The sequence below is a fragment of the Pseudarthrobacter sp. PS3-L1 genome (genome assembly GCF_030063285.1).
GTDB lineage: Bacteria > Actinomycetota > Actinomycetes > Actinomycetales > Micrococcaceae > Arthrobacter.
This window is the reverse complement of the sequence record NZ_JASISU010000004.1, coordinates 182408-197365: the sequence shown is the minus strand read 5'-3', so window position 1 is coordinate 197365 and position 14958 is coordinate 182408. Positions and strand designations below refer to the sequence as shown.

General features: G+C 59.2%; 19 protein-coding genes. All 19 read right to left on the bottom strand.

Going from position 1 to position 14958, the window contains the following annotated elements:
- Nucleotides 1–13: 13 nt before the first annotated feature.
- Nucleotides 14–397, bottom strand: coding sequence for a 50S ribosomal protein L18 (gene rplR / locus QMG79_RS12235; protein ID WP_283538880.1), 384 nt, complete (start codon nt 395–397; stop codon nt 14–16).
- Between the two features lie 2 nt (nt 398–399).
- Nucleotides 400–936, bottom strand: coding sequence for a 50S ribosomal protein L6 (rplF, locus tag QMG79_RS12230; protein WP_283538879.1), 537 nt, complete (start codon nt 934–936; stop codon nt 400–402).
- An 18-nt stretch (nt 937–954) separates the two neighbouring features.
- The gene (gene rpsH / locus QMG79_RS12225) at nt 955–1353 is read right to left on the bottom strand and encodes a 30S ribosomal protein S8 (RefSeq protein ID WP_283538878.1); all 399 of its coding nucleotides are present in this window, start codon (nt 1351–1353) and stop codon (nt 955–957) included.
- Nucleotides 1354–1445: 92 nt separating this feature from the next.
- Nucleotides 1446–2027 carry a 50S ribosomal protein L5 gene (gene rplE / locus QMG79_RS12220; protein ID WP_283538877.1) on the bottom strand — a complete coding sequence of 194 codons (582 nt, stop codon included), beginning with the start codon at nt 2025–2027 and terminating at the stop codon, nt 1446–1448.
- Nucleotides 2027–2386 (bottom strand): 50S ribosomal protein L24, encoded by a 360-nt coding sequence (gene rplX / locus QMG79_RS12215; protein ID WP_283538876.1) that lies wholly within the window; start codon nt 2384–2386, stop codon nt 2027–2029. The genes rplE and rplX overlap by 1 nt, the downstream gene beginning before the upstream one ends.
- A gap of 3 nt (nt 2387–2389) precedes the next feature.
- Nucleotides 2390–2758 carry a 50S ribosomal protein L14 gene (rplN, locus tag QMG79_RS12210; RefSeq protein ID WP_283538875.1) on the bottom strand — a complete coding sequence of 123 codons (369 nt, stop codon included), beginning with the start codon at nt 2756–2758 and terminating at the stop codon, nt 2390–2392.
- A 368-nt stretch (nt 2759–3126) separates the two neighbouring features.
- Nucleotides 3127–3432: a 30S ribosomal protein S17 gene (rpsQ, locus tag QMG79_RS12205; protein ID WP_283538874.1), complete on the bottom strand. Its 306-nt coding sequence runs from the start codon at nt 3430–3432 to the stop codon at nt 3127–3129.
- Nucleotides 3429–3758, bottom strand: coding sequence for a 50S ribosomal protein L29 (gene rpmC, locus QMG79_RS12200; RefSeq protein ID WP_283538873.1), 330 nt, complete (start codon nt 3756–3758; stop codon nt 3429–3431). Before rpmC ends, rpsQ begins: the two co-directional genes overlap by 4 nt.
- A gap of 2 nt (nt 3759–3760) precedes the next feature.
- Complete coding sequence (gene rplP, locus QMG79_RS12195; RefSeq protein WP_283538872.1) at nt 3761–4177, bottom strand: 50S ribosomal protein L16; 417 nt, start codon at nt 4175–4177, stop codon at nt 3761–3763.
- On the bottom strand, nt 4178–5023 hold the full coding sequence (rpsC, locus tag QMG79_RS12190; protein ID WP_283538871.1) for a 30S ribosomal protein S3: 846 nt from the start codon (nt 5021–5023) through the stop codon (nt 4178–4180).
- On the bottom strand, nt 5024–5389 hold the full coding sequence (rplV, locus tag QMG79_RS12185; RefSeq protein ID WP_283538870.1) for a 50S ribosomal protein L22: 366 nt from the start codon (nt 5387–5389) through the stop codon (nt 5024–5026).
- Nucleotides 5390–5427: 38 nt separating this feature from the next.
- Complete coding sequence (gene rpsS / locus QMG79_RS12180) at nt 5428–5709, bottom strand: 30S ribosomal protein S19 (RefSeq protein WP_003803803.1); 282 nt, start codon at nt 5707–5709, stop codon at nt 5428–5430.
- 12 nt (nt 5710–5721) lie between these two features.
- On the bottom strand, nt 5722–6561 hold the full coding sequence (rplB, locus tag QMG79_RS12175) for a 50S ribosomal protein L2 (RefSeq protein ID WP_283538869.1): 840 nt from the start codon (nt 6559–6561) through the stop codon (nt 5722–5724).
- Nucleotides 6562–6590: 29 nt separating this feature from the next.
- Nucleotides 6591–6896, bottom strand: coding sequence for a 50S ribosomal protein L23 (rplW, locus tag QMG79_RS12170; RefSeq protein ID WP_283538868.1), 306 nt, complete (start codon nt 6894–6896; stop codon nt 6591–6593).
- Nucleotides 6893–7516 carry a 50S ribosomal protein L4 gene (rplD, locus tag QMG79_RS12165; RefSeq protein WP_283538867.1) on the bottom strand — a complete coding sequence of 208 codons (624 nt, stop codon included), beginning with the start codon at nt 7514–7516 and terminating at the stop codon, nt 6893–6895. The genes rplW and rplD overlap by 4 nt, the downstream gene beginning before the upstream one ends.
- A gap of 4 nt (nt 7517–7520) precedes the next feature.
- Entirely contained in the window at nt 7521–8171 is a 651-nt protein-coding gene (rplC, locus tag QMG79_RS12160) for a 50S ribosomal protein L3 (RefSeq protein ID WP_283538866.1), read from the bottom strand.
- 17 nt (nt 8172–8188) lie between these two features.
- Nucleotides 8189–8497 carry a 30S ribosomal protein S10 gene (gene rpsJ, locus QMG79_RS12155; RefSeq protein ID WP_038464699.1) on the bottom strand — a complete coding sequence of 103 codons (309 nt, stop codon included), beginning with the start codon at nt 8495–8497 and terminating at the stop codon, nt 8189–8191.
- Nucleotides 8498–9023: 526 nt separating this feature from the next.
- Nucleotides 9024–13415, bottom strand: a complete 4392-nt coding sequence (locus tag QMG79_RS12150; RefSeq protein WP_283538865.1) for a hypothetical protein — start codon at nt 13413–13415, stop codon at nt 9024–9026.
- 178 nt (nt 13416–13593) lie between these two features.
- Nucleotides 13594–14784, bottom strand: a complete 1191-nt coding sequence (gene tuf, locus QMG79_RS12145; protein ID WP_283538864.1) for an elongation factor Tu — start codon at nt 14782–14784, stop codon at nt 13594–13596.
- Nucleotides 14785–14958: the final 174 nt, after the last annotated feature.

Below are 14958 nucleotides of genomic sequence, written 5' to 3'. Positions count from 1 at the left end.
TTGTTTGCTTCCGTCACAGTGACAGCCCACCTTCACGTGCGCCATCAGCGACGGCGGCGATCCGGCCGTGGTACTTGTTACCACCACGGTCGAAGACGACTGCCTCGATACCAGCAGCCTTGGCACGCTCGGCAACGAGCTCACCAACGCGCTTGGCCTTGGCCACCTTGTCACCGTCAAATGCCCGAAGGTCAGCTTCCAAAGTGGAGGCGCTGGCTACGGTCTGTCCCTTGGTGTCATCGACAACCTGGACAAATACGTGACGTGAAGAGCGGTTTACCACCAGGCGGGGGCGAAGAGCCGTACCTGAGATGCGCTTGCGGATACGAAGCTGGCGGCGGCTGCGCTTGGCAGACTTGCTCTTGTTCGTACGCTTCTTATTAATTGCGATGGCCATGGTTACTTACCAGCCTTTCCGACCTTGCGGCGGATGACTTCGCCAGCATAGCGAATGCCCTTGCCCTTATAGGGGTCCGGCTTCCGAAGCTTGCGAATGTTGGCAGCAACCTCGCCGACCTGCTGCTTGTTGATACCTGATACAGAGAGCTTGGTCGGGGTCTCTACTGCAAAGGTGATGCCAGCCGGCGCGGTGACGCTAACCGAGTGGCTGTAGCCGAGAGCGAACTCAAGGTCGCTTCCCTTGGCCTGAACGCGGTAACCAGTACCTACGATTTCAAGCTTCTTCTCATAACCCTTTGTCACACCGTCGATCATGTTTGAGATCAGGGTGCGCGTGAGGCCGTGGAGTGAACGGGAGTTACGCTCGTCGTTCGGGCGGGCGACAGTCAGGGTATCCGCTTCAAGTGAAACCTCGATCGGGCTGGCCACAGTGTGGTTCAGCTCGCCCTTGGCACCCTTGACGGTGACGACAGAGCCGTCAACCTTGACCTCAACGCCGGCAGGAACGGTGATGGGGAGACGTCCAATACGTGACATTATTCTCTTCCTTTCCCGTTACCAGACGTAAGCGAGGACTTCGCCGCCCACGCCCTTCTTGCCGGCCTGCTTGTCAGTCAGGAGGCCGGAAGAGGTGGACAGGATAGCGATACCCAGGCCACCGAGCACGTGCGGCAGGTTGGTGGACTTCGCGTAAACGCGGAGACCCGGCTTGGAAATGCGGCGAATGCCAGCGATTGAACGCTCGCGGTTCGGCCCGAATTTCAGATCGAGGGTCAGCTTCTTGCCAACCTCCGCTTCTTCTTCCTTCCAGCCGGCGATAAAACCTTCGGCCTTCAGGATGTCGGCAACACGTGCCTTCAATTTGCTGTACGGCATGGACACGGAATCGTGGTAAGCCGAGTTTGCGTTGCGCAGACGCGTAAGCATGTCTGCGACTGGGTCAGTCATTGTCATGTGGGCTCTTGCCCTTCCTCATAACGGTTTCCGCGGCCTGATGTTCCTGGATTGCTCCAGTTACGCGCCGCCGGACCTTTTACGTAGTTAGATTAGTCTTCGGCCTTGAACGGGAAGCCAAGCGCCTTGAGCAGCGAGCGGCCTTCGTTATCGGTCTTGGCGGTGGTAACAACCGTGATGTCCATGCCGCGTACGCGGTCGATGGAGTCCTGGTCGATTTCGTGGAACATAACCTGTTCGGTCAGACCGAAGGTGTAGTTACCGTTACCGTCGAACTGCTTGCCGCTGAGGCCGCGGAAATCGCGGATACGGGGCAGTGCGAGGGAGACCAGGCGGTCGAGGAATTCCCACATACGGTCGCCACGCAAGGTTGCGTGCGCACCGATGGGCATGCCTTCGCGCAGCTTGAACTGTGCGATCGACTTCCGTGCCTTGGTGACCATCGGCTTCTGGCCAGTGATCAGGGTAAGATCGCGGACAGCGCCGTCGATCAGCTTGGAGTCCTTGGCGGCATCTCCAACACCCATGTTCACAACAACCTTGACCAGACGGGGTACCTGGTTGACGTTCTGGTAGTTGAATTCCTCAGTCAGCGCACCCTTGATGGAATCCGCGTACTTGGTCTTCAGACGAGGAACGATCTTCGCTGCCGGAGTCTCGAGAGTCTCAGTCATTAGATGTCCTTCCCTGAGCTCTTGGCCACGCGGACACGCACTTCGCGCTGAACGCCATCGCGCTCAACAGTCTCAGTGCGGAAACCGACGCGGGTGGGCTTCTTGGTAGAAGGATCCACCAGGGCCACATTGGAGATGTGGATCGAGGCTTCGACTACCTCAATGCCACCGGTGTTGGTGCCGCGCTGCGACTGGCCAACCTTGGTGTGCTTGGTGACGCGGTTGATTCCCTCAACCAACACGCGGTTGGCCTCCGGGAATACGCGCAGGACTTTGCCCTGCTTGCCGCGGTCTCCGCCACGCTCAGCCTTGGCGCCAGTGATGACCTGAACCAGGTCACCCTTTTTGATCTTAGCCATGGACTACAGCACCTCCGGAGCCAGAGAAACGATCTTCATGAACTTCTTGTCGCGAAGTTCACGACCAACCGGTCCGAAGATACGGGTACCGCGGGGGTCACCGTCAGCCTTCAGGATCACAGCTGCGTTCTCATCAAACTTGATATAGGAACCATCCGAGCGACGGCGTTCCTTCTTTGTACGGACGATGACAGCCTTGACGACGTCGCCCTTCTTTACGTTGCCGCCAGGGATTGCATCCTTGACGGTGGCGACGATAACGTCACCGATGCCTGCGTAACGACGGCCAGAGCCACCGAGAACGCGAATGGTAAGGATTTCCTTAGCACCCGTGTTGTCGGCGACCTTGAGTCGCGACTCCTGCTGAATCACTATTTACTCCTTGCGTCGCGCCGGTTCTCAGACCGAAATTATTCCTACGGAATGAGCCTTGCGGAACGGTTGATCGGGGTGTCTCTTGACTTGCCTGGATTTTGCCAGACCAAGCCTAAACGCCAGTGCCAGGAGCAGTTGCAGCCAGCTCCTAACGGTCAGACCGAATGGCTGGATGCACTGTGCTTTGGCACGATTGTTTACGAGGTTGATGACGGCGCACAGAGGGCGCCATACAAACTCAATATCCTAGCACAGAATGGCCCGGCTCCCCCATCGTGGGCACGTTTCAGCCGGAGCGCGCCAAAAGAAAAAAGCCCCCGCTCCCCAAAGGGAAGCGAGGGCTTTCTTAGTTGCCGTGGCCGGTGTTACTTGGCCTTCTCGAGGATCTCCACGAGACGCCACCGCTTGGTGGCTGACAGCGGCCGGGTCTCTGCGATGAGCACGAGGTCGCCGATGCCGGCCCCGTTTTCCTCGTCATGGACCTTGACCTTTGATGTGCGGCGCAGAACCTTGCCGTACAGGGCGTGCTTCACGCGGTCTTCAACCTGGACAACGATGGTCTTTTCCATCTTGTCCGAGACCACGTAGCCGCGACGCGTCTTGCGCTGGCCGCGCAGATCGGCCGTGGCGTCTGTAGCAGCTTCCGTCACGTTCTCGTCCTTTTCACTCACTTGGCGTCCTCCTCGGTCTCAGCCTTTTCAGCCTTTTCGGCCTTCTTTGCTGTCGACTTCTTGGACTTCTTTTCTTCCTTGGCCTCCACCACCGGGGCGATGACCTCGGCACGAATGCCCAGCTCGCGCTCACGGAGAACGGTGTAAATGCGGGCGATGTCCTTCTTTACCGCGCGCAGGCGACCGTGATTCTCCAGCTGGCCGGTGGCTGACTGGAAACGCAGGTTGAACAGCTCTTCCTTGGCCTTGCGGAGTTCCTCCACGAGACGCTCGTTATCGAAACCGTCCAGCTGTGCCGGAGCCAAATCCTTGGATCCTACTGCCATTTCTATTCACCACCTTCGCGACGCAGAATGCGTGCCTTCAACGGGAGTTTGTGGATCGCCAGGCGAAGTGCCTCGCGGGCCGTTTCTTCGTCAACACCGGAGATCTCAAAGAGAACCCGACCCGGCTTGACGTTGGAGACCCACCATTCCGGAGAACCCTTACCGGAACCCATGCGGGTTTCGGCAGGCTTCTTCGTCAACGGACGGTCCGGGTAGATGTTGATCCAGACCTTTCCGCCACGCTTGATGTGGCGGGTCATAGCGATACGAGCGGACTCGATCTGACGGTTGGTGACGTATGCCGGGCTCAGAGCCTGGATACCCCACTCACCGAACGAGACCTTGGTACCACCCGTAGCATTGCCGGAACGACCCGGGTGGTGCTGCTTACGGTGCTTGACTCGACGTGGGATAAGCATTTAAGCCTGTCCTCCTTCTACTGCCTGTGCCGAACCTGCGGCTGCGGCTTCTGCGGCCGGAGCCTCTGCAGCAGGAGCTGCTTCGGCTGCCGGACGGTCAGTGCGACGACGGCGGTCACCACGGTCAGCGCCCGCCGGGCGGCCCGGACGGTCACTCGGGCCACGTCCGCGGGACGGTGCAGCAGCTGCCTGCTGTGCCAGTTCCTTGGAAGTGAGGTCGCCCTTGTAGATCCATACCTTCACGCCAATACGGCCGAAGGTGGTCTTGGCTTCGTAGAAGCCGTAGTCGATGTTCGCACGCAGGGTGTGCAGGGGCACACGGCCTTCGCGGTAGAACTCCGAGCGGGACATTTCGGCCCCACCCAGTCGACCGGAGCAGGCGATACGGATGCCCTTGGCACCTGCACGCTGAGCGGACTGCATAGCCTTCTTCATTGCACGGCGGAATGCCACGCGTGAAGTCAGCTGCTCGGCAACGCCCTGGGCGACAAGCTGTGCTTCCATCTCGGGGTTCTTGACCTCGAGGATGTTCAGCTGGACCTGCTTGCCGGTGAGCTTCTCCAGCTCGCCGCGGATGCGGTCTGCTTCTGCTCCACGGCGACCGATGACGATACCGGGACGTGCTGTGTGGATATCCACACGGACACGGTCACGGGTGCGCTCGATCTCTACCCTGGCGATACCAGCGCGTTCCATGCCCGTAGACATGAGCTGGCGGATACGAATGTCTTCGCGAACGAAGTCCTTGTACCGCTGGCCGGCTTTGGTGCTGTCAGCGAACCAGTGCGATACGTGATCCGTGGTGATGCCGAGTCGGAACCCATGCGGGTTAACTTTCTGTCCCACTTAGCGAGCCTCCTCTTTCTCAGGTGTAGCGACAACCACGGTGATGTGGCTGGTGCGCTTCTTGATCTGAAATGCACGACCCTGAGCACGCGGCTGGAACCGCTTCATTGTTGGGCCTTCATCAACGAACATCTCGCTGATGATGAGGTCACTTTCGTCAAACGCAACGCCGTCGCGGTCCGCGAGGACCCGGGCATTGGAGATTGCCGACTGTACTACCTTGAATACCGGCTCCGAAGCTGCCTGTGGGGCAAACTTCAGAATTGCCAGAGCCTCATTCGCTTGCAAACCACGAACAAGGTTGACGACGCGCCGGGCCTTCATAGGCGTTACGCGGATGTGGCGCGCAATTGCCTTGGCTTCCATTGCTTTCCTTCTCTCGTCTTTGACGTAAGTGCAGGCGCCTAGCGGCGCTTGCCCTTACGGTCGTCCTTGACATGGCCGCGGAATGTCCGCGTAGGAGCGAATTCGCCGAGCTTGTGCCCGACCATCGACTCAGTGACAAACACGGGGATGTGCTTGCGTCCGTCGTGTACGGCGATCGTGTGCCCGAGCATGTCGGGGATGATCATCGAACGGCGGGACCAGGTCTTGATGACGTTCTTGGTGCCCTTTTCGTTTTCCCTGGCTACCTTCACAAAGAGGTGCTGGTCAACGAAAGGACCTTTTTTCAGGCTGCGTGGCATGTGTCCAGGCTCCTATCGCTTGTTCTTGCCAGTACGACGGCGACGAACAATAAGCTTGTCGCTCTCTTTGTTGGGGCGGCGGGTGCGGCCTTCACGCTTACCGTTCGGGTTGACGGGGTGACGTCCACCGGACGTCTTACCCTCGCCACCACCGTGCGGGTGATCGATCGGGTTCATGGCTACACCACGAACTGTCGGGCGAACGCCCTTCCAGCGCATACGGCCAGCCTTGCCCCAGTTGATGTTCGACTGTTCGGCGTTGCCGACCTCGCCGATCGTGGCGCGGCAGCGGACGTCAACGTTGCGGATTTCTCCGGACGGCAGACGCAGCTGGGCGTAACGGCCTTCCCTTGCAACAAGCTGAACCGAAGCACCAGCGGAGCGGGCCATCTTGGCGCCGCCACCCGGACGCAGCTCAACAGCGTGGATAACAGTACCCACGGGGATGTTGCGCAGCGGCAGGTTGTTGCCGGGCTTGATGTCAGCGTTGGCGCCTGCTTCAACGAAATCGCCCTGGGAGAGCTTGTTCGGGGCGATGATGTAACGCTTGGTGCCATCAACGTAGTGCAGGAGAGCGATGCGAGCCGTGCGGTTCGGATCGTACTCGATTTCGGCAACGCGGGCGTCAACGCCGTCTTTGTCGTGGCGACGGAAGTCGATCAGACGGTACTGACGCTTGTGTCCACCACCCTTGTGACGGGTTGTGATCTTACCGGTGTTGTTACGTCCACCCTTTTTGGGGAGAGGACGAACCAACGACTTTTCCGGCGTCGACCGCGTGATTTCTGTGAAGTCCGCTACGCTCGAGCCACGACGGCCCGGGGTAGTCGGCTTGTATTTACGGATTCCCATAATTTATTTCCTCGTTAAAGTGGTCTCCGCTACGCGAGCGGACCGCCGAAGATGTCGATAGTGCCTTCTTTGAGGGAGACAATCGCACGCTTGGTGTTCTTGCGGGTTCCCCATCCGAATTTGGTGCGCTTGCGCTTACCGGCACGGTTGATGGTGTTGATCGATTCGACCTTGACAGAGAAGATTTTCTCTACGGCCAGCTTGATCTCGGTCTTGTTCGAGCGGGGGTCCACCAGGAAGGTGTACTTGCCCTCATCGATCAGGCCGTAGCTTTTTTCCGAGACGACAGGTGCAAGCACGACGTCACGCGGATCTTTGATGGTGGCTGCACTCACTTGGCATCCTCCTCGTTCTTTGCCACTGCCCGGTGAGCAACGAATGCTTCGTAGGCAGCCTTGGTGAAGACAACGTCGTCGGAGACGAGCACGTCGTAAGTGTTCAGCTGGTCTGCGTAAAGAACGTGAACAGCCTCGAGGTTGCGCACGGACAGCGCAGCAACATCATTGGCGCGTTCGATGACGACGAGCAGGTTTTTCCGCTCGGACACCTCACGCAGTGTTGCCAGTGCGCCCTGGGCAGACGGCTTGGTGCCGGCAACCAGTTCAGAGACAACGTGGATACGGCCGTTACGGGCACGGTCAGAAAGAGCGCCACGCAGTGCAGCGGCAATCATCTTTTTGGGTGTCCGCTGGCTGTAGTCGCGAGGTGTCGGTCCGTGGACGACGCCACCGCCAGTCATGTGAGGAGCACGGATCGAGCCCTGACGGGCACGGCCGGTACCCTTCTGCTTGAACGGCTTACGGCCTGCGCCTGAAACCTCAGCACGGGTTTTGGTCTTGTGGGTTCCCTGGCGGGCAGCAGCGAGCTGGGCAACGACGACCTGGTGCAGCAACGGCACGTTGGTCTGTACGTCGAAGATCTCTGCAGGCAGGTCAACCTTGACAGTGTTTGCCATTGAACTAGGCTCCCTTCACGGCGGTGCGTACGAGGACGACCTGGCCGCGGGCGCCGGGGACGGCACCCTTGATGAGGAGCAGCGACTTCTCGACGTCGACACCGTGAACCGTGAGGTTCAGCGTGGTGTGGCGAACGGCGCCCATGCGGCCGGCCATTTTCATGCCCTTGAAGACGCGGCTCGGGGTGGATGCGCCACCGATTGAACCGGGCTTACGGTGGTTTTTGTGAGCACCGTGGGAAGCTCCAACACCGTGGAAGCCGTGACGCTTCATAACGCCGGCGAAGCCCTTGCCCTTGGTGGTGCCCATGACGTCGACTTTCTGGCCGGCTTCGAAGGTCTCAACAGAGAGCTCCTGGCCCAGCGAGTACTCAGCAGCATCTGCGGTACGAATTTCGACGACGTGACGGCGAGGCGTGACGCCTGCCTTTTCAAAGTGACCAGCCAATGGCTTGGTGACCTTGCGAGGATCGATCTGGCCGTAGCCGATCTGAACGGCTACGTAGCCATCAACATCTGCATTGCGCAGCTGGGTGATGACGTTCGAATCCGCCTGGACCACAGTGACGGGGATGAGCTTGTTGTTCTCGTCCCAGACCTGGGTCATGCCGAGCTTCGTGCCCAACAGGCCCTTTACGTTACGGGTTGCGGTCATAGTCTCTCAGCACCTCCCTACAGCTTGATTTCGATGTTCACGTCTGCCGGCAGGTCGAGACGCATGAGCGAATCAACAGCCTTGGGCGTGGGATCGATGATGTCGATAAGACGCTTGTGCGTGCGCATTTCAAAGTGCTCGCGGCTGTCTTTGTACTTGTGAGGAGAGCGAATAACACAGTAGATGTTCTTCTCCGTGGGCAGCGGCACAGGGCCAACCACCGTTGCGCCTGCGCGCGTGACCGTCTCAACGATCTTCCGGGCTGAAACGTCAATGACCTCGTGGTCGTATGACTTCAGCCGGATGCGGATTTTTTGTCCCGCCATGTCGCCTGACTCTCTTTCAGTTAGTGCCGCTCCGATTAGGGCTGCTCTGTTCACTATTCGTGTTGCATGTGGCTGCCGCAGCATTTGAAGTCTGTAACTACCACCCGCCGCACAAGCTGAATCCGGACTAATCCGGGTTCCTCAACCTGCCGACGTAACCGACCCCCGCGGTCGGGCGTGTCGCGTCTTTTCACGCGAACACACTCGAAATTTCCGAAGAGAGTGGGTTATGTTTGGTCTTCCACTTGGACCCTGACATCCGGCATTATCCGGATCGGGACGCGAGGAAGCGCTTGAACAACTCATCCAGTATGTCTGATATCTAAGGCAGAAGCGAATCGACCGCTAGATAGAGGCAATTTTCCCGCTTCCGCAAAGCCCACGGCGCTCTCCAGGACCGCACCGCTGGAGAATCAGGTATCGCGTCGGCTCCGAGTGATTCGCTTGGCGCGTTCAATCTCGGTCCGGAAATTTCGGCGCAACCAGAACACCCCGCCCACAACAGCAATGATGAGCAGCAAAAATATCAGCCATCCCACGAGGCGCCCCTTTCAGTTGGCTCCAGCGTATCAGCGCCGTCGGGGCGGTTCCCGGACGCAGGGCTACGTTCCGGCCCAGGAGGAAGCTGGGTGCCTGGCTGCTGGTGCCCGGGCCACCGTGCCGCTGCACTGGGTGCAAGTCCTTTTCCCGGTGGCTGGGGCATTGAGTCCTTCTCGGCCGTTTCTGGCCGGCTGCGGATGAGCCGCCACAGTGCGAAAGATACCAGTCCCACTGCAATGACTATGAGCAGCAGGAATGTGTAGCCCCGGAGCGCCCAGACAATGCAGAGGGTCACTCCCAACGCACCCCACCAGACAAACAGCCGGTCCCGAACCAAGAGCCCTGCGATAAGAACCAGGACCAGCCCCACCAGTATCACCAGCTGCTGCCCGTCACCCGCGGAAAACAAGGCAATAGCTGAGCTGAGCGTGAGCAGGCCAGCTGAGCCGGCCAGGTAGGCCCGGCCAAGATGTGGGCTGTTATGCCAATATCGCAGCGCAGCCAGTCCGGCGCCTGACACGACAAACCACTGGAGTACCCAGAACGGCTCGCTGAAGATTTCCCCTCCCAGCCAGCGCCCATTACTCCCCCACAAGCCGATGCTATGAATCGACGCCTGCTGCACAGCTGCCACAGCAAAGACTGTTCCCATCTCCAGCGTGAGGCGCTTGGCACGTCGGGGAACAGCATGGACCACCGCGGCGATTGTCAGGAGCAGAACAACCGCAGCAGTCCAAACCGTCTCGCTTGTCCATAGTCCGAGGACACCCGGCAGTGCAAGAGCGCCGACCCCTCCCCAGGCAAGGGTGCCATTCCTGATCGACACGGACCTTTCGGAAGCCAACAGGACGGGTGCAAACTGTGCTAGAAAAGCACCGTAAAGGATGAGTCCCGCGACCAGACTTCCCGTCAGGAGGGGAAGATAGGCCGCCCATGGGCCTGCGAGCCGGCCCTGCTCTACTGCACCCGCCAGAAGTGCATGGCTCAGCACGTTAAATCCCACCACACCAGCTATCGCAGCCGGCGGGTAGAGGAATGCCAGATCCTCCGTATGTGATGAAATCAGCAAAACAGCTGCCGCGGCAAGGACAGTCAGCGAGAGCAGTAGGGTGAAAGAGCCCGCTGGGACTATAGCCAGAGTGAGGCCCGCTACCAGCAGTCCGCCACCGCTAGCACTAAGCCACAGTGAACGATTGGCTCCGCTGGGCGAGGAGCTGAACCTGATGCCCGCTCCACAGGCGACGGCTGTGATCAACACCATGGACAGGACCACTCCTACGGAGCTGATCACCTGCCCTGCTAGGAAGTGGTTGCCGTTGGTGCTTGAAGTACCCAGGGGTCCCAGAACAACCACCGCAGCAAGTACCGCGCCAACAGCAAAGTGGTTGGCTCCCCGTGCCCTGAAGAATCTGTCAGCAAATAGAGCCGATACCAACAAAAGGACAAGTTCTAGAAGAATCATCCACCGCGTGCCCCGCTCTGCTGCAGCTACCCCACTGTGCAGGGAAATAACCCCGGATACGGGAAGTAGGCACTGCCCGGCCAGCGTGATCCACACGGCTCCCTGCTGGAAGGGAACGCTCTCAAGTCGATGCCGCAGCAACCAGCGGACACAGTGCTGGGCTCCGAGAACCAATGCCATTGACACTGAGACCACGACGTACGACGACGTGTAGTGGTAGGTGACCAGCACGGCAAGGGCGGCAAACAGGATCCGCGCTGCAATGAAATAGGAACCTTTCGCAATCGGCTCGGACGCCTTCGCAGTCATGACGGAACTAAAAGCAGCAAAAATCAGAAGAGCAAATTCACAACTGAAGATATTCCCTGATCCTGCACCAAACACCACCAGGGCCACTCCGGGAGCCAAGAGCCACGCCCCGGGTCTACCGCAGAGGACCCAACCTGCAGTTACTGAGGCGAGGGCAACGAATCCGAGGACTGCTCCCTGCGCCAGGGCAGACACGAGCGAAAAGTCCGGGGTCCTGCTCAGGACTGAATAGCCGTAGATATAGTCCTGGTGTGTTAAAACCATCGCAAGAGCCAGGATGCTGGTCAAGACCAGGCTTCCGGCAACATCGGCTACAACCCAGGATGCCGCCCTGCCGCGATATGCACAGATGAGCGGAAATGCCATCTGGGCCACAAGTACCACGACTGCGGCGACCATGATCGGCGAGAGGGCATTGCCCACGTCGTCAATACTCCCTCGACGCTCACTTTCCGCCAGCCATTCAAGCAGTGCAGCCGTTCCGGCTGCTCGGGCAGACAACCAATACCAGTGACGAAGAGAAGGCAGCTTGTGGGCCGAAGCCACGAAGTAGCCAACGAGCATCACAAAGACCACCATCTCCGCGTAGGCAGAGATCTGGCTCCGGGCCAGGAGCGCCATAACCAGCCCGATCAATGGCACGCTCCAGGCCACTGCCGCATCATCCCACGATCGACTGGCATTCCTCAGGAGTAGCCAGCCCGACATCAGCACACCGGCCAGGAGGAACAGCACGGCAATCAGAAGTGGCCCGCTGTTTTCGGCGCCGAAACCCGCCATGCTAAGCACTGCCCCCAGGCCCACGGCGTAGCAGATGAGGGCAGTGACACGCGGGGCAACGGTTTCGACCAAACGAACCTCGAGCACGCCGGTTACCACGAGCTGGACCGCAAGAACTAGGACAAATGCCAGCAGGACACGGCGGAGACAATCCGGGCTTGTGGGATCGGACTGATAGACCAACAGCGGAACAAACACGGTCACGGCTATCCGTGCAAACAGCACGAGCAGGGAACGCCCAACCTGCTCACGACTGCAGCGGAATGCCCACCAGCACGTCCATGCGCCAAGAAGCAGCACGGAGGCCCACGGCAGCAAAGCCTGATTCATGACAACAGCGAAGACAAAAGGTACCAACGCCGCATACTCAGCGACGCCCCGATTTTTCCAGCCAAGGTACATTCCAGCGGCGCTCAGGATCACCACCGCCACGGTGGGTTGCCACCCCGGCGTTCCGCGCCCACTGAATGACACGGCACCGACTCCACCCCGGTCAAGGGCGGTGAGGACCAGGAGCACCAGACTGAGCGTCGCAGCCACACCGAACGTCACGAAACTGTCAGTTCTCCACGCCCCGCGCCGAAGCGCACATCCCTTTCTGTGCTTGTAGGCCAGCGGGAAATGCCGGGCGAGGTAATCCTGCGCTGCCGCGAGACATGCCGACTGGACGGAGACAAGACCAACTACTGCCACCAGTCCAGACTGCCCAGAGCCGCTGATGCTGCCAACCAGCGTCCCCAGCGCAAGCGTCAGGGTGAGCCTGGCTCCATAAAGATCCCAGAGGGCCGCCCTGGACCCACTCGCAAATATGAGCGCGGAATAATAGATCCCAGAGAGCCCCAGTACTGCCGTGTAACCATAACCGCCAAGCCCAGGAACTACCGTTGCTGCGGCACACACCGCAGGTATCACCAGCGGATGCACAATCCGGGCAGGCTCCAGAAATATCCCGGGCATCCATGCCGGGGCGAGCCGGGAGGCAAAAGTCAGCCCGGCCGCCGTTGCTATGACAGCCATATAATTCCAGACCACGGCGGCGCCAAGGGTAGGCGCGGCTGCCATCGCCGTTGAGAGAATGAATGCCAGTGACAGATACACAAGGACGCGGCTGGACAGCCGGAGAGCAGCATAGGAATAGGCAACCAGTCCCAGAATTGATGTTACGAACCAAGCTGCCGGACCATTGGGCAGAATGAACCCGTACATGCTCAGACCACACACCGGAATAAGGGCCAGGCCCGTGCCGGTAAAGGCCATGGAGGCTGGCCGCAGTCGAGGGACGCGGGCGTGCAAGGACAGTCCTGCTCCGTAAAAGGCAGCAGTCATTCCACACATGGCAACAAAACTTACCGCTGGGGGCAGGCCAATCCCGACGAACAGCCCTGCCGCCGCAACAAAAAGTAAACTTGCGACGTAGAGCGTGATGTTGATGTTCTGATTATCGCGCTTCGCTTTACGACGGCCTAGTTCTGCAGGGCTCAATGCAACAGGTTGAGCATAATGCTGTTGGGTGGGGAAGTAGTACGGTGCGCGGTTGAGTGGACTGGGATGGTTGTTTTCAGGATTTCCCGGAACCCTCGACACGGAATCGGAAGCGAGCAAAGGTTCCGTCGGAATCACCGCAGACCCTTCAGTCCCCCACCCCACTGATCGCGACGGCATGGCAGTGACACGTCCCTGCTCCGGTCCCCGCATCATCTCGGACTCATTCGAGTTCGCTACCGGGCTGGCTGTACCCGCCAGGGTCAATCCGTATTTCGCAACGGCGTCCTGCCAACCCTGGAGATGGCCAGCCCGAAAGCCCTGCCCATATGCATCTTCATTCATGGCTTCCCGTTTCCCCACCACGTGGCCTGCGGCTAAAATTCCCAAGAGAATTCAAACATAATAAATCCAAAGACTGTACTAAATAGAGTAAAAAGCAACCCCGCTGCATATACAGCGGGGTTGCTTTCTTGGTTACGCCATCCGATACCGGATGATGCTCCCGAACCTAAAGTAGAAACTACTTGAGGATCTTCGTAACACGTCCTGAACCGACCGTACGGCCGCCTTCACGGATAGCGAAGCCGAGGCCGTCTTCCATGGCGATGGGCTGGATGAGCGCAACGGTCATCTCAGTGTTATCACCGGGCATGACCATTTCCGTGCCCTCAGGCAAGGTGATGACGCCGGTAACATCCGTCGTACGGAAGTAGAACTGCGGACGGTAGTTCGAGTAGAACGGGTTGTGACGCCCGCCCTCATCCTTGGAGAGGATGTAGACGTTGGCTTCGAAGTCGGTGTGCGGGGTGATTGAACCCGGCTTGACGACAACCTGGCCACGCTCGACATCGTCGCGCTTCAGTCCACGGAGCAGGAGGCCACAGTTCTCGCCAGCCCATGCTTCGTCGAGCTGCTTGTGGAACATCTCGATACCGGTAACCGTGGTCTTCTGGATCGGGCGGATGCCGACGATCTCGACCTCGGAGTTGATAGCCAGGGTTCCACGCTCGGCGCGGCCCGTAACAACGGTTCCACGGCCGGTGATGGTGAAAACATCTTCGATCGGCATCAAGAACGGCTTGTCGCGGTCACGAACCGGGTCCGGAACGGACTCGTCGACTGCGGCCATGAGATCCTGAACGGACTTGACCCATACCGGATCGCCTTCGAGTGCCTTCAGGCCGGAAACGCGGATTACCGGTGCATCGTCGCCATCGAAGCCCTGGTCGCTGAGCAACTCACGAACTTCCATTTCAACGAGGTCCAGAAGTTCCTCATCGTCAACCATGTCGGACTTGTTCAGCGCGACCATCAGGTAGGGAACGCCCACCTGGCGGGCAAGCAGAACGTGCTCGCGGGTCTGGGCCATCGGGCCGTCAGTAGCAGCAACCACCAGGATGGCGCCGTCCATCTGCGCGGCACCGGTGATCATGTTCTTGATGTAGTCAGCGTGGCCGGGGGCGTCTACGTGTGCGTAGTGGCGCTTCTCGGTCTGGTACTCCACGTGGGAGATGTTGATGGTAATGCCGCGCTGGCGCTCTTCAGGAGCAGAGTCAATCGACGCGAAGTCGCGCTGCTCGTTGAGATCCGGGTACTGGTCGTACAGCACCTTGGAAATAGCGGCAGTCAATGTCGTCTTACCGTGGTCAACGTGACCAATGGTGCCGATGTTGACGTGCGGCTTAGTCCGCTCGAACTTTGCCTTTGCCACAGGTTCCTCCTAGAACGATTTCAAATGACGTACCTTCCTGCCACGCTGATCGCGGCAGAAGCTCAGATAAGTCTACTTGGGGGGCTTTGGATTGGTGAAATTTTTCAGATTCAGGAGACCATAGTAATCCCTGAACCTTGGTGGATGAGCCGGCGCCGTTAGACGGCCACCGGC